The organism is Larkinella harenae (assembly GCF_054780515.1).
Window position 1 is genome coordinate 148,854 of sequence record NZ_BAAGWE010000004.1, and the last position, 20,756, is coordinate 169,609.

A 20,756-nucleotide genomic window follows, 5' to 3' on the forward strand; every position below is an offset into this window, starting at 1 on the left:
CTCGGGCGACTTACTCTCCATTCTTTCTGAACAACATTTCTCATGGTAACTTTTCTTCGTAATGGTGTTGGATATATTTATTTATTGCGGTGTTGGATATAGTTGCAAAAATCGATAAACAGGCTGGTTTTTAAGTACGTACAACTACGTGTTTTGTAAAACAGGTAGTTTTCACTTCTTTACCTCAACCCGTTGCTTACCAAGTTCCAAATTCTATTCCAGTTACAGCCAATATTTTGCTTTTTTTGGGCAGATTAGGTAGATATACCTGAAATACAGTTCCTTAAATTCATTCAGAAAGCCCAAAAAAGCATTTCCTATTTTTAGACACTGCAAACTGGAATGGGTAAATGTGGATTAATTTCCACACTTATTGTGAAACTATTACACAGATAAGACCCAAGTAGATCTACGATGGTTGTAAGAAGATTGAATTTTGGGGGACTTTTTTTGAGAAAACAATCGTCTGAACAGTTTCCATCAGATTGTCAGGTATAGACTCTTCTAATCCCAGCGCAGCGCTTCGACGACATCCAAGGCCGTCAAACCGATGAAACCGCGCTGGTCGGCCGCCCGGTCACCTGCCCGGCCGTGTTCGAAAACGCCCAATACAGCGGCCTCAACCGGATCGTAACCTTGCGCGAGCAGGGCCGTCAGAATACCCGTCAGTACGTCGCCGGTGCCGCCGGTACTCATACCTGGGTTGCCCGTTGAATTGAAATGCATGGTGCCATCGGGGGTAGCAATGGCCGTATTGGCTCCTTTCAGAACAACGACCAGCCGATTGCGCTGGGCAAAGTCCCGTAGAATGCCCAGTTTGTCGTAATCGCTCGTCCACCGTCGGGTTAGCCGTTCAAATTCTTTGGGGTGCGGAGTCAGAATGCTGTTTTTGGGTATTCTATCGACCAATTCGCGATTTTGAGCAATCAGATTGATTGCATCAGCGTCGATTACCATGGGCTTTTCAACGCCGGTGAGGAGATGCCGGAGCATAGCCAGCGTTTCTGGGGCGGTTCCGATGCCTGGCCCAACGCCAATAGCTGAATACGAACTCAATTCGGGACTTTCCAGATCAGCCTGACCCGTCAGAATATGAATATGGCCGTCGGGCAGGCACATGGCTTCCGGCACCGTTGTCTGAATAATATCGTAGCCACATCGGGGCGTTTGGACTGATAATAGTCCCACACCTGAGCGCAGGCAGGCCCGGGAAGCCAGAACACCAGCCCCAATTTTGCCGTAACTACCCACCAGCAGCAGCGCATGACCAAACGAGCCTTTGTGCGAAAACCGGTCGCGTGACCGCAACAAATGCCGAACTTCCTTGTGGGTTGTATAAAAATAGGTGGTAGGGGTGCGTTCAATGAAGGCACGGCTAAGCCCAATATCGATCCAATGCCAGTCACCCACGTAGCGACTGAGTTGGGGCAGCAGAAACGCCAGTTTGGGCAACTGAAAGGTTACGGTATAATCGGGCTGAACAATCGTTGCATTAGGCCCATTGGCCGTATGAGCAAATAAGCCACTGGCAATATCCACCGCCACCACCGTGGCCGGGCTGTGGTTGATGGCGTCAATGACTGATTGCACAATGCCCTCGGTTGTTCGCGACAGACCTGACCCCAGAATGGCGTCAACAACCACCTCCTGGGGGCGAATCAACGGAATATCGCGTTCATTTTCGATGTAGTTGATTGAGGCAATCAGTTTCAGACGCCGGTGGTTGTGCATAAAGTCCTCCGATTCGCGGGGCGCATACCGCACCACGTACGTCTGGACAGAGTACTCCAGTTGAATCAACAGGCGTGCAATTGCCAAACCGTCACCCCCATTATTACCCAGTCCGCAGAAAATCTTTACCGGTCGTTTTTTATCAAATCGGGCGGTATACCAGTCTGTAAAAGCCTGCGCAGCTCTTTCCATCAAATTAATGGGAGCAATAGGCTCGTGTTCGATGGTATACTGGTCGAGGGCGCGAGTTTGTTCAACAGTTAGGATCTTCATTGGAAAGGGCGACGGTTTGCGGCTCGGTGATAGTCTTCAGTGCCTAAATAGCTAAAAACCTGTAAACCTTCCAACGGTTCGTGCTTCAATCAATTTATTTCGGAGAAACTATTTATAAAACGGAAACTAATGGCTATCTTTGCGGCTTATTAAGAAGTTTCATACCCCCGAAGATATCTACGGTCATGAGTGAATTAATTAAACTGGTCGAATCTGAGAATGCAGGTCGCCGGGAAGGCTTCCCCGATTTCCAGGCAGGCGACACAGTCAATGTACACGTTAAAATCCGCGAAGGAAACAAAGAGCGGATTCAGGTTTATTCGGGTACGGTAATTCAACGCCGGAATCCGAACACCAACGGAGAGACTTTCACAGTACGTAAAATTTCAAACGGTGTGGGTGTAGAGCGGATTTTTCCGGTTCTGTCGCCGAACATTGATAAAGTTGAAGTTGTTCGTCTGGGTAAAGTTCGTCGCGCCCGTTTGTTCTATCTACGTGGTCGTCAAGGTAAAGCAGCTCGTATTAAGGAGCGCAAGCCGAAAGTCAGACAGGCACAGGCATAGTACTGTATCCTCTCATCAGGAAGGAAGCTGTCTGCGAAGACGGCTTTTTTTATTTTAAAAAGGTAACAAGTAAGCGTGATGAAGGAGGGATTGGTTGTAGGAGAACCAATTCTTAAAACATCATTTTTAACGCGCCACGACCAATGATCGAATTCTTCAAATACCAGGGCACTGGCAACGACTTTATCCTGATTGATGATCGTAACGAAACGTTTCCCGTTTCGCAGGAACGCATTGCTCAGCTGTGCCACCGGCGTTTTGGCATCGGTGCCGACGGCTTGATTTTACTTCGTAATCATCCTGATTATGATTTTCGGATGGTTTATTTCAACGCTGATGGGGGCGAAGGCAGCATGTGCGGAAACGGCGGGCGGTGTATCGTACGGTTTGCGCACGACCTGGGGTTGTTTGAAAAAGAAACCCGCTTTCTGGCGGTTGATGGCGAACACCTGGCCTCGGTGAATGGGGGCGAAGTGTCCCTGAAAATGAACGACGTTGCCCGTATCGATCAGCAAACGGATTACTCGTTTCTGAACACTGGCTCCCCGCATTTTGTCAAGCTGGTTGAAGACATCGAGTCGATGGATGTGGTAGCCGAAGGGCGACCGGTGCGGTATAGTGAGCAGTTTGCGCCCGGTGGTACAAACGCAAATTTTATCGAAGCGATCGGTAATAATGCTCTGTTTGTCAGGACGTACGAACGGGGCGTGGAAGACGAAACTTATTCCTGCGGTACGGGTGTGACGGCGGCCGCGCTGGTAGCCCATCAACAGCTCGGAATGGCAAGCCCTGTTGCCATTCGTACCCTGGGTGGAAATTTGAATGTTTCTTTCGAGACGGCGGAAAACGGCGGATTCAACAATTTGTATTTAACGGGCCCGGCCCTGCGGGTATATCGCGGTTCGATTCCGGATTGAGTATGTTAATCTTCGGCGCCCAGAATACCACCGTGGAGGTGATAAAGGTGTTTGTCCTGCATTTCGGGTTGACGGCATAAGTCTTTGGCCGCGACCCGGCTTCGGACGCCATTGGTACACACCACAATAACGTTTTCGTAGGGGACCAGATGGTGGCGTTTGTTGCGAATCTCGGCGAGCGGAATATTCAGGCCACCAATGTTAAATTCTTCGAATTCCCATTCGTCGCGCACATCGACAATGACGGTATCTGGGTCCGTCACCAGCGATTCCATTTCTTCCGTGGAAATGTCGGTATAGGTTTTTGAATTCACAGAGAACAAAACTGATAAAGACGGACGACGTTATCCGGTCTCACGGTTGTATAGTGAAACACAAAAAGAACAAGGGGTGTTTGTCGCTGGGCCTGAAAAGTTGGCCAGTAAGCAGACCATGCTCGCCAGCTGACTAACCGATTTGGTGCGCATTTCCTGGCTAACAGACGAATCGGGTGGAGAGCAAAACCATCCCGCTTCGGGACGCTCTCGCCTGGTTTTCGTAGATAATCTGCCAACTTGTCACACCCTGCGGCTCTGGAACAGTTGTTGGTGCCGGATGAACAGCGATTTATTGTGTCAATTAAACAGCATTTTATTGTCATGAGCTCGACCATTCAGGAAAAAGGTCAAATTTCGATTCATACGGAGAATATTTTTCCGATCATCAAAAAGTTTCTTTACTCCGATCACGAAATTTTCTTGCGGGAGTTGGTTTCAAATGCCGTCGATGCATCGCAGAAACTCAAAAAACTGGCAGGGTTCGGGGAATTCAACGGCGAACTGGGTGAACAGAAAGTAACCATTACGCTGGACGAAGAAGCTAAAACCATTACCGTCAGTGACCGGGGTATCGGAATGACGGCGGAGGAAATCAAGAAATACATCAACCAGATTGCGTTTTCCGGAGCGTCGGAGTTTCTGGAAAAATACAAAGACAAGCTGGACGAAAAAGGAGCGATTATCGGTCATTTTGGCTTGGGCTTTTATTCGGCATTCATGGTGGCCGATCACGTGGAAATCATCACTAAATCGTACAAGGAAGGATCAGAGGCAGCCCGCTGGATTTGCGATGGTTCCACCGAATTCGAAATTACAGAGGCTGACCGCACCGAGCATGGTACGGATGTGATTTTGCACATCGCGGCTGATTCGGAAGAGTTTCTGGATAAAAACCGTCTGCGGTCGATTTTGGAGAAGTATGGTCGCTTTCTGCCGGTTTCCATCGAGTTTGACGGAACGGTTATCAACAATACTACGCCGATCTGGACGAAGTCGCCGTCAGACCTGACGGATGAGGATTACAAGAATTTCTACCGGGAACTCTACCCCATGTCGGAAGAACCGTTGTTCTGGATTCATCTCAACGTGGATTATCCGTTCAACCTGACCGGCGTTCTTTATTTCCCCCGGGTTAAAAATGACTTCCAGATCCGTCGCGAGAAAATTCAACTTTACAGCCGGCAGGTATTCATTACCGATGAGGTCAAAGACATTGTACCGGATTTTCTGATGATGCTGCATGGCGTAATTGATTCGCCGGATATTCCGCTCAACGTGTCGCGGAGTTTCCTGCAAGCCGACAGCAACGTAAAGAAAATCAACGGATATATTACGCGTAAGGTAGCTGACAAACTAGCCGAAATCTTCCGGAACGACCGTGCCGGTTTCGAACAGAAGTTCGAAGACATTGGCCTGTTTGTTAAATACGGTATCATCAGCGACGAGAAATTCTACGAGAAAGCCAAGGACTTCTGTCTGGTGAAAAACGTCGACGGCAAGTATTTCACCTTTGAAGAGTTTACAGCCGCCGTCAAGGAAAACCAAACTGACAAAAACGAAACCGTAGTCTGGTTGTATTCAAGTGACGCACAGAAGCAGGACGGTTTTATCGAATCGGCTAAAAAACGCGGGTATGAAGTGTTGCTGTTTGACCACATGATCGATAGTCACTTCATTAATACGCTGGAATACAAACTCGAGAAAACCAGCCTGAAACGGGTTGATTCGGATACGTTTGATAAACTGATCGATAAAGGTGTAAACAACGAAAGTGTGTTGTCGGAAGACGATCGGACGAAGTTGAAGACGCTATTCGAAGAAGTACTGGACAACAAAACGGCTTCGGTGTCCGTGGAAGCCATGCCAACGGACGACTTACCGGTCCTTATTACGTTGCCTGAGTTTTTCCGCCGGATGAAAGATATGTCAGCCCTAAGCGGAGAACGCAACATGTTCGGTCCTATGCCAGATAGTTATAACGTCGCGGTGAATGCCAATCACCCGCTGGCTGATCGAATTTTGAAAGTGAATGATACCGAGGAGCAAAAAGTGCTGGTGAAGCAGAGCCTGGATCTGGCTAAACTGGCTCAGGGTATGCTTTCTGGGGCTGATTTGACGGCATTCATCCGCCGGACTGTGGATACGCTTTAATGGTTGATACCATCACTAACACAAAACGGCGAGCTACCAAGCTCGCCGTTTTGTGTTAGTGATGGCCCTTACCGGACCGGTCGACCATATTTTGCTTCGTAGAGTTGCTGGGCTTGCCCAACCCAATTTTCGCGTTCGATACGATCCGGAAAAAATTCAATAATGTCACTGAGTTTCTCCACATCTTCAGCGGTGAAATTTGCAAGCTGACGGAAGCTGAAAATGCCGAGCGTATGTAACTTTCGTTCGAAAAATGGCCCAACTCCCACAATGTCTTTTAAGTCATCGGCGTCGTGTTGGGTGGCGTAACCAATGCGGGTAAAGTTGAGTTCATTAGCCCGCGACGCAATTTTGCTAAAGATAGTTTCCTCCGCTTTCCGCTTGCGAAGACACTCGTCCAGCGAGGCTTCCTGATCGGCCAGGGCCGACTGTAATTCATTGATGCGCCCCCGGGTGACTAATTGGGCGAGCACGTAGCCAACCAGAGCTGCAAAAGCTACCAGCAGCAGAATTTCGGAAATGGCAACGCCCCGGCTTAATGGATCCAGATTAAACATAAGAATGGCAACGGTTTTAAGTCAAATGGTTAGTTTATGCTCCGTATTTCTTGCGGTGTAGGGTTCTGGCCTGACCAATCCAGTCTTCGCGTTCGACGCGGTCCGGAAAGTACTCGATAAGGTTCGCAATCTGCTCGGTATCCGCCGGGGTACAATTGGCTAATTGACGAAACGTATAAATGCGGAGGCTGTGCAGCTTTTTCTCGAAAAACGGTCCAATTCCGTTGATTTCTTTCAGGTCATCCGCTTCGGCACGGGTCGCCAGGCCGATCCGGCTGAAATTTAGCTCGTTCACCCGGGAGGCTATCCGTTGCAACGCCAGTTCCTCCTGTTGTACCGGATTGATTTTCCGGCACTCTTCCACCTGAATGCTGGTTTTATTGATCTGTTTTTCGAGCTGGCGGATTGTCGCTTTGCGACCGATATACCCAATGATGAAGCCAAGGGTTCCGGAAACCAGCAGCATGATCCATTGCTGCATAACGGCGTCAGGCAGCTGATGGGGATTCATTTCAAACATAGTCGTAATAAGTTATGGAAGCAGAGGAAGGTTATTTTTTCACGACAATCGAGGTCCGGCGGTTCGTTCGGCGGCCTTTTTCAGTATCGTTGGAAGCCAGGGGTTGCGATTCGCCTTTTCCGTCGGTTTCAATCTGGCTGGCGGCAATTCCGGCAGTGACAAATTGTTTTTTCACGGCGGCAGCCCGTTCTTTGGACAGGGCAAGGTTGATGGCATCAGACCCGGTATTATCGGTATGACCGGTTATAAGGAGCTTCTGTTCAGGGTGCTCCTGTAAATACGCTCTGGTTTTTTCGAGGAAGGTTTGGGTTTCACTCGTTTTGATGTAATCAATTTTTCCCGTACTGAAATAAAGATCCAGGGGCTCAAATATGGATTCGAACTTTGCCTTTTTAGCTAGATCTTCTTCCGCTGTTGATTGCTCCACCTTCACTAATACTTCATTCAGAAAGGCGAATCGAATACCGCCGTACAATGAGTCGCCCGCCGGTGTAAAATCCAGCTGAGCATTTTCTTCACCGGCCAGTTGCAACTGCTCTTCGGGTATTCCCAGGCTGATCAGATAAGCCCGGATGCTATTGGCCCGGGCTAGCCCCAAATTGGGTTCGGTTGACGAATTTGTCTCGGTGGGATCGTAGAAACCCGTAAGTTGAATCCGTTTTTCAGGATTTGATTTCAGGTAAATAGAGAGAGAGTCCAGCAGGGGACGAACGCCATTGAGGTTGACGTCTGCACCGGATTTGGCAAAGGCCAGATGACCCGACGAGCGGAACGATGCGCTACTGCCGTCGGTAAACTGCAAACCGGGAACCGTAAAGGCGGGCGTGGTTGGGGTGCTGACAGAGGCCGATGGCGTGTCACCATCTGGGCATAGCTGTTTGATGCGGCAAACGTGCCAGTACGTAGAGCCGCCCGTCCAAAGCGCCAGGACTACTACCCAAGGGAGTTTATTGGTGAACATCGAAATAACGAGGGATTTGAGGTTGTAATCTTCCCTTGAGACTCAAAGAACCCTGGAAAGTCATGCATCCGCGTTATTATTTTTGGCCACTAACTTCATTTTCACCCCTATAAAGCAAAAAACCGCATGCAAGTCGGTGAAGACGGACATACGGTTTTTATACGAAACGGAATTCGTAAGATTATAAATAGGTTACCGGTTCATCGAAACCAGGAATTCGTCGTTGTTGCGGGTGCCGCGCATCCGGTCGAGCAGGAAATCCATGGATTCCATGGCATTCATATCGGCCATATGTTTACGCAGAATCCAGATACGCTGTAGGCTTTCCTTATCGAGCAGCAGGTCTTCGCGCCGGGTACCGGACGCCAGGACGTCAACGGCCGGATAAACGCGCTTGTTGGACAACTTGCGGTCGAGTTGAAGCTCCATGTTACCTGTTCCCTTAAACTCTTCGAAAATAACTTCATCCATTTTAGAGCCGGTATCGATCAGAGCCGTGGCGATAATCGTTAGAGAACCCCCATTTTCGACGTTGCGGGCAGCCCCAAAGAACCGTTTGGGTTTATGGAGCGCATTGGCATCAACCCCCCCTGACAGGATCTTCCCTGACGACGGTACCACCGTGTTGTAAGCCCGGGCCAGACGCGTGATGGAGTCAAGAAGAATGACCACATCGTGTCCGCATTCAACCATTCGTTTGGCTTTTTCTAGAACCATCGCCGCCACTTTTACGTGCCGTTCGGCCTGCTCGTCGAAAGTAGATGAAATCACCTCGGCATTGACACTACGGGCCATGTCGGTTACCTCTTCCGGTCGTTCGTCGATCAGCAGGATGATCAGGTAAACTTCGGGGTGGTTTTTAGTAATGGCATTGGCAATATCTTTCAGCAGAACCGTTTTACCGGTTTTGGGCTGGGCAACAATCATTCCCCGCTGTCCTTTACCAATAGGGGCAAACAGGTCCACGATCCGGGTGGAATACTGATCGGCCCGGTAGCTCAGATTCAGTTTTTCTTCCGGGAACAGCGGAGTCAGGTATTCAAACGGAATGCGGTCGCGGATTTCCTCAGTTGTTTTGCCGTTAACCGACGACACGCGCAAGAGGGCAAAGTATTTCTCGCCTTCTTTGGGGGGGCGAATCTGGCCGCGAACCGTATCACCGGTTTTCAAACCAAAAAGTTTGATCTGTGACGGTGATACATATATGTCATCCGGGCTAGCGAGGTAGTTGTAATCGGCCGACCGCAGAAAACCGTAGCCACCGTCGGACATAATTTCCAGAACACCCTCGTTTTCGATAATACCGTCAAACTCGCGAACGTGCTGGTTATACTGCCGCCGAATCCGATTGGTGTATTCGTCGGGGCGCGTGACGTCCCGCTGCTGGCGTTCAGCTGGCTGCGGTGCCTGGCTAGCCGAAACTTCCGGCTGATCCGGCTGAATCGGAGCCTCCGGCGTTGCTGGTGTTACAACAGCGACGTCGACCGGGTTTGTTTCCGGTTCAAGGGTTGGTGTATAAAAGTCTTCCGAATCGGTTTCGGCTGGCAGGTCGAGCACCGGCTGTTCAAACTCCCGTTTCCGGTTGCGAAACGGATCGTTGCGTGGACGACGATCCTGCTCTGGTTTGGCTTCCGCCGTTTTCTCACGAGCCGAAACCGCCGGAGCATCCGCCGAAAATCCTTCGTTTTCTTTCCGAATCCGCTGCCGCATCCGGCGTGGATCGTTCGATTCGGTCTGCTCATTCCGGGCCGGGCGGGCGGGGCCGTTCTGTTCCGGACCACGACGGTTTTGGGGTCGAACAGGTTGTTTTTCAGGTGATTTGTTCTCTCGCGGAGTCGTATCCCGACTCGGTTGAATCGCGGGAGCGGGAGTCGTATCCGTTTGTTCTGCTATAGGTGCGGCCTGGCTATCAGGCTGCGGTTGTTCCGGCGCTGACACCGGAGTATCCTGAACCGCGGGAGCGGTTTCCACCGCAGGAGCTTCCTGGCGGGGACGGCGTCCCCGGCGGACTCCTTCGGCAGCTGCCGGAGCCGGTTTAGTGGAAGGCTCCGTGCCGTTTTCCGAAACCGCTGACGTGGTTTCGGGGAGTAAGGCTTGTTGGTCTAATATCTTGTAAACCAGTTCCTTTTTATTGAGTTTGCTAATGTCGCGAATGCTGAACGAATCCGCAATCGCTTTCAATTCTGATAAGAGTTTCAGATCGAGGTCTTCCTTTTTATACATAAAAAGCCAGAGTAAGCAAAGAGGGCTTTACTTGATAAGTGTGAGATAATTGTCGCTACGTCGGACCATCGTTACGGAGAACCGCAGATAGATGAATGAATCCAAAAGAGGGAAAGTCGTGCTTAAATAGTTATGAAAATTTACAGTCAGATACTTGCTTGACCTATGCACTTGCAGCAACTGTTTCAGGGCGTAAACTCGACTACGCTGATGCGTGGTATGGTTTGATTGAAAGACAGTTTGTCCAGGTGGATTTGGCTTACAGCCTCAGATTACATGGATAAAATAGGCAGAATACCAGTGAACCGGGTCAGGAACTATTATGACCGCAATGTTAAGATTTAAATCCCGCTTTGTCAACTAGAACGAGTAAAACCCGTAAATGTTTTAACATTGTTAAAAAGAGCGGAAAATTTATTGCTGTTTCTCGAGCGGGTACTCAGGATGGGTCCGAAGATATACTGTTCTTGATGGAAAAGCAAACTGTCCGCTATGTTTTTTAACAATGGCAATTAATTGATAGTTCACGTCTTCCTTGACTTTGTTAAATTCCCGCCAGTCGGCGGTTGCAACATAGTATTGAATCAGAACGTCCAAAGAGCTTTCGCCCAGGGCATCAAACTGAATAAGGGCAGGATTCTGGCTCGTTTGGGGCTGGTCGGCCAGCCATTGCCGGATGTCATCAACAATGGCCCGGAGTGCTTCCGGTGGTGTGTCAAGCGCCAGACGAAGGTGAAACTTTGTTCGGCGCTGGCTGCGTTGCGTCAAGTTATCCAGCGACTGAGAGATCATCAGACGGTTGGGGACCGCAATCTGGCTGCCGTCGTCGGTGCGGAGCCGGGTGCTCCGAAACCCGATTTTCTCGACCGTTCCCGTTACCTGGTTGGGGCCTGTTCCGGCAGTAACGGTATCGCCGGTCAGGAAGGGGCGGTCGAGCAGAATGGCAAAGGAAGCAAATAAATTTTCGAGGGTTTCGCGGGCGGCCAGCGCAATAGCCAAACCGCCGATTCCCAGGCTCGTGACGAGCGCAATGACGTTAATGGCAAAGACAATGCTGAGCGTGGCAAAAAACGTGATGGCGCAAACCGCAATAATGAGCAGATCGCGCACGAAGGGAACCAACTGATCATCAAGCTTGGTTTCGGTTAACTCGGCCCGTTTCTGAAAAATGATTCCTACAAACTTGACAAACCGGATAGCGATCCAGGCCAGGTTGAACATCAGGGTTGTTTGGTACAACCGGAAGATGATAAGCCGGTAGCCGAATTCCGTGCGGGGAACCAGTCCCCACTGTTCCGGAATTGCCAGTCGGTCGAACGCCAGAAACAGCATGAGGAGCAGAATGAACAGCTCAATTGGTTTGCGCATCAGCTGAATAAAATCGCTGATGGGAACAGAGTTAGAGTCGGGTTTGACGAGTCGGTAAAAGAAGCGGCTTACGAGGAGGGATAACATGCGTTTAAGCCACAACGCCAGCAGGATCATGACAGCAAATACAACCAGATTACCGACGGAGTTGCCCATCAATTGCTGTTCAAACCACCTTTCTAACGATTCCATGCCGCTTTTAAGCTATTTTAACACCCAAAATTCAGGAATCTGATCTCTATTTACAATTTTTGCACTAATGAACATCGCCATTGATTGGGGCAACAGTGCCATTAAAGCCGGTTTTTTTGAAAAAGATGTATTACAGGAGGTGTATTCGCAATTATCCGTTGAGGCATTACAGGAACTGATTCAGAAGACTGTACCTGGCGCGGTGGTGATTTCGTCGACTAGCCGCTCGCCGGACCAGTTGCGGCAACAGTTGTCGTTGCCTTCTTCTACGTTCTGGCTGGCGGTGGATGGGAATACGGCGGTGCCGCTGGAGAAGCGGTATGATACGCCCAATACGCTCGGTACCGACCGGATTGCCTCGGCGATTGGGGCGAAGGTGCGGTTTCCGAATGATGCCTGTCTGGTGATTGATTTAGGAACCTGCGTGACGTACGATTACGTCGATGCAAACTCGGTTTTTCACGGTGGAATGATTTCTCCCGGCTTTCGTATGCGATTCCGGGCGATGCATTCGTTTACAGAAAGGCTGCCGTTGGTTGAACCGGACGAACGTCGGCCTTCGTTGCTGGGGAAAAATACCCGGCAGGCGATGCAGGCCGGTGTTGTCAATGGGTTGCTGGCCGAACTGAACGGAATTATTGATGCCCATCGCCACGAACACCCGAATATAAGCGTATTAATATGCGGGGGAGATGCGTCGTTTTTTGAAAGTAGCCTGAAACCCCCCATCTTTGTAGTTCCGGAACTGGTACTGATCGGATTGAATCGTATTTTACAATATAATGTCGACTTCTCGTAACGGATTTTACTCCGTCTTATTAACCGCCCTCGTTTTGCTTGGAATGGCGCAATCTCCCGCTCGGGCACAGGGTTTAGGCAATTCTCCTTATTCGTCATTGGGTATTGGCGAAATCTATGGAAACAGCAATATCACCAATCTGGGTATGGGGGGGCTGGGAACAGCCTACGCCAACGGTTTTTTTCTGAATACGGCCAATCCGGCTTTACTGGTACGAAACCGCTACACGATATTTGAAGTCGGTTTACTGGGTCAGAGCAAGCAAATTGCCGACAGCCGGGGGCAGAATCAGCAGGATTTTGGAGCCAACCTCAGTTACCTGAACCTGGCATTTCCGGTGACGCGGTATTGGTCGGCGGGGATTGGTCTGCGGCCTTATAGTTATGTGGATTACCAAACCACGCAATACCAGCGAGTACCCGGCACCATTTATGAGTCGGAATATATTTATCGGGGACGGGGAGGATTGAATAAGGCTACGTTTACTAACGGTTTCAGCCTGACCAAGAGTTTATTTGTTGGCGTAGAAGCAGCATTTCTATTTGGAAACATTACCAACGACTCCGACTCGCGGTTGCTCATCGGGGGCGATGATATAACCGTCAAACGCTCGACTCTGGTCAGTCACAGTGATATTGTCTGGCGGCTGGGAGCGGCCTGGCGACCAAAATTGAACAAAGACTGGTTTCTGAACGTCGGTGCGACTATTGACCCGATGACGAAAATTGGAAGCAGTTCCGTAGATACCTACCAACAAATTGACGCCAACGGAACACAGATATCGAATCCGGATACGGTTAGTACCCGGACGAGTGGTTCGATGACATTGCCGACGCAGTTTAAGGGCGGAATTGTTCTGGAAAAATCGCAAAAACTAGCCGTAGGCGTTGAATTTGGTTACCAGCCCTGGTCAAAATTTGCTGGCTTAAATGGCCAATCAGGTAATTTACGGGATAGCTATTCCATTGCCGCCGGGCTTGAATATACTCCAAAGGTCCGCTCAACCCGTTACCTGGAGTTGATCCCTTACCGGCTGGGCTTTAATTATACCAAGCTCCCGTACTCGGTTGGCGGAAAGCAACCGGATGACATGAGCGTAAGTCTGGGAATCTCCCTGCCTGTGGGGCAATACGTGAATTCGGCCACTATCTCGCTGGTCGGTGGGCAACGCGGAACGGTAGCGGATGGGCAGATTCGGGAACGGTATTTTAAAATCGGGTTGGGTTTATCGCTTAACCAATTGTGGTTCATCCGTCAAAAAGTTGATTAAACATTGGCGCATGATTCGGTTGATTGGCTAACGTGCGAACCAGGCTGGCCCGACTTGTGTTCTAAGGGGGTGACTAGTGGATGTTTTAACAACAATGAATACTACGTTTTTTGGAACGGTTGTGCTGGCTGCCTTGCTCGGCATCGGATTGACCAGTTGTAATGAAGAACCTGCAGCTAAAGCCTCCAAACCCTATACCGGGCCGTTGGAAGAGATCAACAACGTGCGGGTTTTGTATAGCGAATCGGCTCAGTTGAAAGTGAAAATGACAACGGCGTTGCAGTATAAATACCAGTCGAATGACCGAGTTTATCCGAAAACTGTCAACATTGAATTTTATGGGCCTTCCGGAGAAATCGAAACCACGTTGCGGGCGGATTCTGGACGTTACGTGCATGCCCAGAATTATTACCGTGTGATGGGCAACGTAGTGGTGGTCAATAAACAGAAAAATCAGGAGCTGTATACACCAGAACTCAACTGGAACCCAACGACCAAGAAAGTGTATACCGAAAAGCAGGTGAAAATTCTCAGCAAGAACACGAATGAGCGGCTGGAAGGCATTGGCCTCGATACAGACCAGTCGTTCTCACACTATTTTATTCGGAAGCCAACCGGTATCTTCCGCCTTTCCGGCACCAATTAAGGCAGGTGGGAATCCTGACGCTGGCGTTGTACCCGGCAGGTATCCAGGATCACCGACGCTTCCTTTACGTCCGTAAGGGTGGCTTCTTCCCCCCATTTGTTATAAATAAATGTTGTGATGGCCGCAATGTCGATGTCGGTTAATTGCGGATTGGCGGGCATGGGGCGGTTATACGTTTTGCCATTAACGATAATGGCTCCCGTTTGCCCGTACCGAATCAGGCAGAGAACCGCTTCCTTGTTTTTGAGATAATCCGAACCATTTATCGGCGGATAAAGAGCTGCCAGCCCCTTCCCGTCTTCCTGGTGACAATTGGCACAGTGCTGGGTATACAGTTGATAGCCTTCAACGAAATACTTCTCTTTTTTTAATTCCTCCTGGTTCTGGCAGGCGGTTTGGAAAAGCAACGGTAAGGCCAGAAAAAAAGGTGCTATTTTTTTCATTTTTGTTTGTATTCGGCGAGCAACCGGTCAATATCGGCCATGAGTTTGTTGGCGCCTTCTTCGGTGGTACCGTCGTACATACCCCGAACGTGTTTTTCCTTGTCGACCAGTACAAAATGGCCACTGTGCAGGAGGCCGCCTGGCGCTCCGGCATCTTCCTGAGCCACCACCATGTAGCTTTTTCCGGTTTTGAATATTTCTTCTTTGGGGCCGGTGGCAAACTGCCACTGATCACCGGTAACGCCCAGGTTGCTGGCAAACTCTTTCAGAACGGCCGGGGTGTCGTGTTTGGGATCGATGGTGTATGACAGAAACATCACATCCGGATTCCCTTTGAACTTGTCGTACACCCGTTTCATCTGGGTTTTCATTTTCGGACAAATGGTGGGGCAGGTTACAAAAAAGAAGTCGGTGATGTAAATTTTCCCATCGAATGTCTGGTTGGAAACCGGCAAACTGTCCTGATTGACAAACTGGAAGGAAGGAATTTGATAATAAGCGGTGTCCGTAACGGGTTTTCCGTCTACTTCTTTGGTAACTACGTCGCGTTCTCCGTATATCGGTAACCGGTTTTCGCTCGAAGAACAAGCGCTCAGAAGGGCAATCGCTGCTGCAATGAAGGTACTATTTTTAAGGATTGAAAGCATACGGTATGACTATGACCTATGACCAGGGATTGGATGAACAAAAATCCTACGGGAAGGATTTACCTATTCAACACACTTAGTTCGCTAAGAATTTCTTGGCTTGATTGATTCCGTCATTTATTTGCGTCTTGATGACGGTAATTTTCTTCAATTCCTCATCCAGATAGGATTTGGCCTGTGTTTCGTCCATGCCGCGAAGGGTGTCGGCGTTGTAGTTGTTCATCCAGTCGTACATGACACTGTCGGCTGCGGTCAGGGCCTGGTTGATGGCGATTCCCTGCTGCTGGCGAGTTTGGGTGGCTTCCGACGAAGGCGTAATTTTGGACAGACTATCAATCCGAAGACTGATTTTTTCTTTCAAATCCATCAGTTCGCCTGTACGTGGCATCACTTCATCGTGTACAACCATAACCTGATCCTGCATCTTTTCAATGCTTTTTTGATCGTCGGATGGCTGGCAACTCGTGGCTAAAAAAAGAACGGTAGCGGAGGAGAGAAGGACGGTTTTCATACCGCAAAAATAAAGGCTATTCGCCAGTATTAGCCTAACCGCTACGAGAAATATGCTTTCGAGAATACCAATGACCTCAGGCTGATGCTTTTAAAAGCTCTTTGGCGTTTTTCAGCACACTGGGCGACGGATTATTGCCACCAATCATCTGCGCTATTTCCTGAACGCGCTCGTTAAAACTAAGTTTTTTTACCCGGCTGACAGTCCGGTTGCCCGAATGGTCTTTGTATACGAAGTAATGGGCTTTTCCCTGAGCGGCAATTTGGTGGAGGTGTGTAATGGCAATAATCTGATGACTTAAGGCCATGTCGCGCATCATGTTGCCCATTTTTATGGCAATTTCGCCGGAGACCCCTGTGTCGATTTCGTCAAAGATGATGGTTGGCAACGAGCGTTTGCTGGCCAGAATATATTTGATGGCCATCATCAGACGGGAAAATTCTCCCCCTGAAGCGACGTTTTTGAGTTGCTGCGGTTTGACACCTTTGTTGGCGCTGAAGAGGAACGAAACCGTATCAATTCCGTTTTCGGTTGGCTTGCCAGTAGTCAGGCTGATTTTGAGTGAGGCATTTGGCATACCGAGGTCCACCAATAAGCCACCTATCTGTTGCTCAATCTGCGGACTAACCTCCTGTCGAGACGCCGACAGTTTTTCGGCGCTTGCCATAAGCCGTTGCAAAGCAACCTCATTTTCGGTTTTAGCCAGGGCCAAGGCTTCGTCAGAATGGAGTATCTTACTGACTTTCCGCTCCAGGTCAGCCTGAATTTCAAGCAGCTCGGCAATCGTTTTAACGGCGTGTTTGGTTTGCAGTTGGTAGATCAGATTCAGGCGCTCCCGAATGGCTTCAACGCGGCTGTCGTTGGTCTCGATATGATCTTGTTCCATACCGATTTCGTTGGCCAGATCCCGTAGTTCAATCAGTGAACTCTGCGCCCGATCCCGGAGCTGATCAAACCGATCCGTTAGCTTGCCGACGTAATTCAGGTTGTTAACAACGTTCCGCAGGTAATTAACCACCGATTGCTCGGGATTGTCGAGGTAGTCGGCTGATAACTGAAGGCGCTCTTTGATATCTTCCGCATTTTCCAGAATAGTCAGTTCCTGCTCTAGTGCTTCCTGCTCGGCGGGCTGGAGCGCCAGCTTTTGCAGCTCTTCGTACAGAAAATTGTTGTAATCAAATTCCTTTTTCATCTGCGCCGTTTCGCTCAACAGGCGGTCGTAGGCTTCCTGTTTTGACCGGTAAGTACGGTAATCGGTGCGGTACTGACGCAGCAGCTCGTCGTTTTGGGCGTAGGTATCAACTATCTGTAACTGGTATTCGTTAGAACCCAACAGAATAGAGTCGTGCTGTGAATGAATATCCATCAACTGGCTGGTCACCCGGCGGAGTAGCTCAAGATTCACCGGCGTATCGTTTACGAAAGCGCGGGATTTGCCACTGGGACTGATTTCGCGCCGGACCACGCAGATTTTATCATAATCCAGGTTCTCTTCTTCGAACAGGTTCTCAATGATGTAACCAGATACGTCGAAATAGCCTTCAATCACGCATTTTTCCTCCGGATTGTAAAGCGATTTGGTATCCGCGCGGTTTCCCATGAGCAGACCGATGGCACCAAGCATGATGGATTTTCCGGCCCCGGTTTCGCCCGTGATGATATTCAGGGCGGAAGCGGGGTCCATTTCCAGGTGTTCGATTAAGGCGTAATTTTTTATTAGTAAATGCGAGAGCATACAAGATTCTAATAAGGCGCTTTGGCATCCAGAATGACTTCATCAACGGTTTCCAGCGCAACAGTATGCGCATGACCACGGTTATCCCGAACCAATAACACTGATTCCTGAAAATTGGTTAGGTTGCCGTGCAGCGTTCGTCCGTCAATAAATACAACATTCACCTCTGCATTGATCAGCTTGGTGGGTTTTTCAGAAGCCCAGGTAGCTGGCAGGTCGTTGGCTCGAATGCGAATTAAACGCTTCCCCATGAATTATCGGAGTAACTTGCGGTAAAGTTCTGTTTTGGCCGGGTCGAGAGTCGACATCAGGGTGAACGCTTTCTGCCGCTCATCGCGGGAACCTTCGTTCATAATGTTAACCAGTTCTTCACCTTTGGCATCAAAAAAAGTATTGATAACGATGGAGTTGGGTCGTTGCTGACTCACCTGGCGAATGGTGTTCAAAACGTCTAAAACCTGTTGCCGCGAACTGGCAGGGCTGGCCGTAAAATTATCCAACGCCTGACGGTAATAGGTGTAAACGGCATCGTGATAAGGTAAAAATTGCTGGCTTTGCAGGTTCTCGATCAGCCAGTATCGATTTCGGATATCGCCCTGTGCGCTCCAGGCTCCCCCGCCAACGGCAGACTGATTGGCCAGCGACATGACGTTATAAGCCCGTTGGAAGAACAGTTTTCCGCCCTGTTTGCTGAATGAATCGTAGTCTACTCCCAACATGATCAATGCGTGAAAAGCCAGCAGCGAAGTAAGCTCGCTTGAGTTGGTGTTTTCATTGAAAAACATCGGATCGTTGGGGCGGTATGTAAAGTTAAAGGCATTGTCGATGTACCGGAGGGTTACGGTTTCGTAGTTACTGCCGTATACGGGCCGGGTTGTAATCACCTGCGCACGACCCTGGTAATAATTTTGCTCCGGTACCTTTAGAATATCGATAATGAGTTTACAATTGATACGTTCTTCCGGCGTAAAGGCATCGCTGGTCCAGCGACGGTTGTTAATAAAATCGGTAATGAAGGCCTGCATTTGGGGGAAAATCTGGCGATCCGTCACCTGTGAAGAATTGGCCTGATTAAAGTTGACGGTAACCTGGCAATTCAATTCCTGCGCCAGACAGGTACCGGATGACAAACCGATACTCACTGCCAAAACCCAAAAAAGTGAATGAAATTTCATACTATGGCTAGCTGTTCCTGAACGAGATTGAGCAAATCTTCGGCCACTTTATCTTTCGATTTCAGATCAAACTCATACATCCGTTCCTCTTTGTCAATAACGGTAATTTTGTTGGTATCGTGCCCAAATCCGGCACCCGGATCACGCAACGAATTCAGAACAATATAATCAAAATTTTTGGCGCGCAGTTTGGCCGTGGCGTTGATTAATTCGTCCTGCGTTTCGAGGGCAAAACCTACGATAAGCTGGTTGGGGCGTTTCTGCTGGCCCAGCGTCGCAGCAATATCCACGGTCTTGGTCATTTGGAGCGCAAAGACCGTTTCTTTCTTTTTAATTTTTTGTTCAGCGGCCTGGAGCGGGGTATAATCCGCAACGGCTGCTGCCAGCACCACGATGTGGGCTTTGGAAAACTCGGCTGCGGTGGCTTCATACATTTCGCGCGCCGACCGGACCGCTATGCGCCGGATTGTCGGATCCGGAAGGGGTAGTACGGTAGGGCCGCTAACCAGCGTCACATCAGCACCAGCGCGGGCGAAAGCACGGGCAATGGCGTACCCCATTTTGCCGCTTGAATAATTGCTGATAAACCGTACCGGATCGATGGCTTCCTGGGTAGGCCCGGCGGTAATCAGCACCTGTTTGTGTCTGAAAATTGGGCGGTGGGCCAGGTAGCGCTCCAGATCCGCGATGATATGTTCTGGTTCGGCGAGCCGACCTTCACCAATTAAGCCACTGGCCAGCTCACCGTGTTCTGCCAGAATCAGATGATTACCGAACGATTCGAGCCGGCGAAGGTTTTCCAGGGTGGTTGGATGGCGGTACATGTCCAGATCCATGGCTGGGGCCAGAAAAACCGGGCATTTGGCGGACAAATAAACGGCGGACAAAAGATCATCACAGAAACCGTGGGCCAGCTTAGCCAGGCTATGGGCCGAAACGGGGGCAATCACGATCAGATCAGCCCACAGGGCTAATTCAACATGATTGTTCCACTGCCCGTCGCCGGACGTCTGGTTAACGAAATCCGAAAATACGGGTCGCTTCGACAGGGTCGAAAGGGTAAGGGGCGTGATAAAATCTTTGGCAGAGGGGGTCATGACAACCTGTACCTCGGCACCAACTTTCACCAACAATCGGATCAGCAAAGCCGACTTATACGCGGCAATGCTTCCGGTTACGCCCAACAGAATTTTCTTTCCGGCCAGATGAGACATGGAGTTGCAATGGAAAAGTGTACCAGACAAACAAAGCGGAGAAGAACAAAGGTCACCGAGAAGGGCCGCCATTTCGGTTTCTCCGTGGTACTCTGTGCTTCTCCGCTCAGCCTTTTGTTAGGCGCTTAAAACCGTCTAACGTTCAGTAAGGCAGTACTTGATTCTTCTACAGCGAACTGTTGGTTTCTTCGTCAACGGTGCGCCACTGCAGCTTTCCTTCGAGAAACTCGTCCGTTGCTACGGTGGTTGGTTTCGGCAGGCGCTCGTAATATTTAGAAATTTCAATCTGCTCACGGTTTTCGAATACCTCTTCGAGGTTATCCACGGCCGACGCAAATTCGGAGAGTTTGTTGCTCAGCTCTTCTTTCATTTTGCTCGAAATCTGCCGCGCCCGTTTAGAAATGATCGATACTGATTCGTACAGATTTCCCGTTGCTATCGCAATTTTGTCGGTATCGCGGGTGATGATAGAAGGATTATTGGCCATAGCTAGTTTATTTTCAATCGTCTGATATGATCGCAAGGGACGCTTGCGAATCTGTT

General features: G+C 49.5%; 21 protein-coding genes. 6 read left to right on the forward strand and 15 right to left on the reverse strand.

The features are described 5' to 3' along the window. Positions 1 to 504 precede the first annotated feature (504 nt). Positions 505 to 2,004 carry an NAD(P)H-hydrate dehydratase gene (locus ACYVH9_RS20655; protein WP_460638292.1) on the reverse strand — a complete coding sequence of 500 codons (1,500 nt, stop codon included), beginning with the start codon at positions 2,002 to 2,004 and terminating at the stop codon, positions 505 to 507. Between the two features lie 185 nt (positions 2,005 to 2,189). On the opposite strand from ACYVH9_RS20655, the gene rplS reads away from it, so the two are divergent. Next, entirely contained in the window at positions 2,190 to 2,567 is a 378-nt protein-coding gene (rplS, locus tag ACYVH9_RS20660; RefSeq protein ID WP_460638293.1) for a 50S ribosomal protein L19, read from the forward strand. A 146-nt stretch (positions 2,568 to 2,713) separates the two neighbouring features. Further along, a complete protein-coding gene (gene dapF / locus ACYVH9_RS20665; RefSeq protein ID WP_460638534.1) occupies positions 2,714 to 3,484 on the forward strand; it encodes a diaminopimelate epimerase in 771 nt (256 codons plus the stop codon). 5 nt (positions 3,485 to 3,489) lie between these two features. On the opposite strand, the gene ACYVH9_RS20670 is transcribed toward dapF, so the two are convergent. Continuing rightward, a complete protein-coding gene (locus tag ACYVH9_RS20670; RefSeq protein WP_460638294.1) occupies positions 3,490 to 3,798 on the reverse strand; it encodes a rhodanese-like domain-containing protein in 309 nt (102 codons plus the stop codon). Positions 3,799 to 4,122: 324 nt separating this feature from the next. On the opposite strand from ACYVH9_RS20670, the gene htpG reads away from it, so the two are divergent. After that, on the forward strand, positions 4,123 to 5,952 hold the full coding sequence (gene htpG / locus ACYVH9_RS20675; RefSeq protein WP_460638295.1) for a molecular chaperone HtpG: 1,830 nt from the start codon (positions 4,123 to 4,125) through the stop codon (positions 5,950 to 5,952). Between the two features lie 68 nt (positions 5,953 to 6,020). Here htpG and ACYVH9_RS20680 read toward each other — a convergent pair whose 3' ends face one another. From ACYVH9_RS20680 to ACYVH9_RS20700, 5 genes are all read right to left on the reverse strand, one after another. Then, positions 6,021 to 6,509 (reverse strand): hypothetical protein, encoded by a 489-nt coding sequence (locus ACYVH9_RS20680; RefSeq protein WP_460638296.1) that lies wholly within the window; start codon positions 6,507 to 6,509, stop codon positions 6,021 to 6,023. 34 nt (positions 6,510 to 6,543) lie between these two features. After that, positions 6,544 to 7,029 carry a hypothetical protein gene (locus tag ACYVH9_RS20685; RefSeq protein ID WP_460638297.1) on the reverse strand — a complete coding sequence of 162 codons (486 nt, stop codon included), beginning with the start codon at positions 7,027 to 7,029 and terminating at the stop codon, positions 6,544 to 6,546. Positions 7,030 to 7,060: 31 nt separating this feature from the next. Beyond that, positions 7,061 to 7,990, reverse strand: a complete 930-nt coding sequence (locus tag ACYVH9_RS20690) for an OmpA family protein (protein ID WP_460638298.1) — start codon at positions 7,988 to 7,990, stop codon at positions 7,061 to 7,063. Positions 7,991 to 8,182: 192 nt separating this feature from the next. Further along, positions 8,183 to 10,213: a transcription termination factor Rho gene (rho, locus tag ACYVH9_RS20695; RefSeq protein ID WP_460638299.1), complete on the reverse strand. Its 2,031-nt coding sequence runs from the start codon at positions 10,211 to 10,213 to the stop codon at positions 8,183 to 8,185. Between the two features lie 414 nt (positions 10,214 to 10,627). Then, positions 10,628 to 11,773, reverse strand: coding sequence for a mechanosensitive ion channel family protein (locus ACYVH9_RS20700; RefSeq protein WP_460638300.1), 1,146 nt, complete (start codon positions 11,771 to 11,773; stop codon positions 10,628 to 10,630). 67 nt (positions 11,774 to 11,840) lie between these two features. Here ACYVH9_RS20700 and ACYVH9_RS20705 point away from each other — a divergent pair, with 67 nt between their 5' ends. The 3 genes from ACYVH9_RS20705 to lptC all read left to right on the forward strand — a co-directional run bounded on the left by ACYVH9_RS20705 (position 11,841) and on the right by lptC (position 14,488). Continuing rightward, positions 11,841 to 12,572, forward strand: coding sequence for a type III pantothenate kinase (locus ACYVH9_RS20705; RefSeq protein WP_460638301.1), 732 nt, complete (start codon positions 11,841 to 11,843; stop codon positions 12,570 to 12,572). Continuing rightward, entirely contained in the window at positions 12,556 to 13,842 is a 1,287-nt protein-coding gene (locus tag ACYVH9_RS20710; protein ID WP_460638302.1) for a hypothetical protein, read from the forward strand. Before ACYVH9_RS20705 ends, ACYVH9_RS20710 begins: the two co-directional genes overlap by 17 nt. 94 nt (positions 13,843 to 13,936) lie before the next feature. Then, positions 13,937 to 14,488, forward strand: coding sequence for an LPS export ABC transporter periplasmic protein LptC (gene lptC, locus ACYVH9_RS20715; RefSeq protein ID WP_460638303.1), 552 nt, complete (start codon positions 13,937 to 13,939; stop codon positions 14,486 to 14,488). Here lptC and ACYVH9_RS20720 read toward each other — a convergent pair. The 8 genes from ACYVH9_RS20720 to ACYVH9_RS20755 all read right to left on the reverse strand — a co-directional run bounded on the left by ACYVH9_RS20720 (position 14,485) and on the right by ACYVH9_RS20755 (position 20,700). After that, positions 14,485 to 14,931, reverse strand: a complete 447-nt coding sequence (locus ACYVH9_RS20720; protein WP_460638304.1) for a c-type cytochrome — start codon at positions 14,929 to 14,931, stop codon at positions 14,485 to 14,487. The genes lptC and ACYVH9_RS20720 overlap by 4 nt on opposite strands. Next, complete coding sequence (locus tag ACYVH9_RS20725; RefSeq protein ID WP_460638305.1) at positions 14,928 to 15,578, reverse strand: SCO family protein; 651 nt, start codon at positions 15,576 to 15,578, stop codon at positions 14,928 to 14,930. Before ACYVH9_RS20725 ends, ACYVH9_RS20720 begins: the two co-directional genes overlap by 4 nt. A 76-nt stretch (positions 15,579 to 15,654) precedes the next feature. After that, complete coding sequence (locus ACYVH9_RS20730; protein ID WP_460638306.1) at positions 15,655 to 16,089, reverse strand: hypothetical protein; 435 nt, start codon at positions 16,087 to 16,089, stop codon at positions 15,655 to 15,657. Between the two features lie 76 nt (positions 16,090 to 16,165). Beyond that, positions 16,166 to 17,824: a DNA repair protein RecN gene (gene recN / locus ACYVH9_RS20735; RefSeq protein WP_460638307.1), complete on the reverse strand. Its 1,659-nt coding sequence runs from the start codon at positions 17,822 to 17,824 to the stop codon at positions 16,166 to 16,168. A gap of 8 nt (positions 17,825 to 17,832) precedes the next feature. Beyond that, a complete protein-coding gene (locus tag ACYVH9_RS20740; RefSeq protein WP_460638308.1) occupies positions 17,833 to 18,075 on the reverse strand; it encodes a hypothetical protein in 243 nt (80 codons plus the stop codon). A 3-nt stretch (positions 18,076 to 18,078) separates the two neighbouring features. Beyond that, positions 18,079 to 18,999, reverse strand: a complete 921-nt coding sequence (porD, locus tag ACYVH9_RS20745; protein ID WP_460638309.1) for a type IX secretion system protein PorD — start codon at positions 18,997 to 18,999, stop codon at positions 18,079 to 18,081. Then, positions 18,996 to 20,213: a bifunctional phosphopantothenoylcysteine decarboxylase/phosphopantothenate--cysteine ligase CoaBC gene (gene coaBC, locus ACYVH9_RS20750; protein WP_460638310.1), complete on the reverse strand. Its 1,218-nt coding sequence runs from the start codon at positions 20,211 to 20,213 to the stop codon at positions 18,996 to 18,998. Before coaBC ends, porD begins: the two co-directional genes overlap by 4 nt. Before the next feature lie 166 nt (positions 20,214 to 20,379). After that, complete coding sequence (locus ACYVH9_RS20755) at positions 20,380 to 20,700, reverse strand: DNA-directed RNA polymerase subunit omega (protein WP_460638311.1); 321 nt, start codon at positions 20,698 to 20,700, stop codon at positions 20,380 to 20,382. Positions 20,701 to 20,756 lie beyond the last annotated feature (56 nt).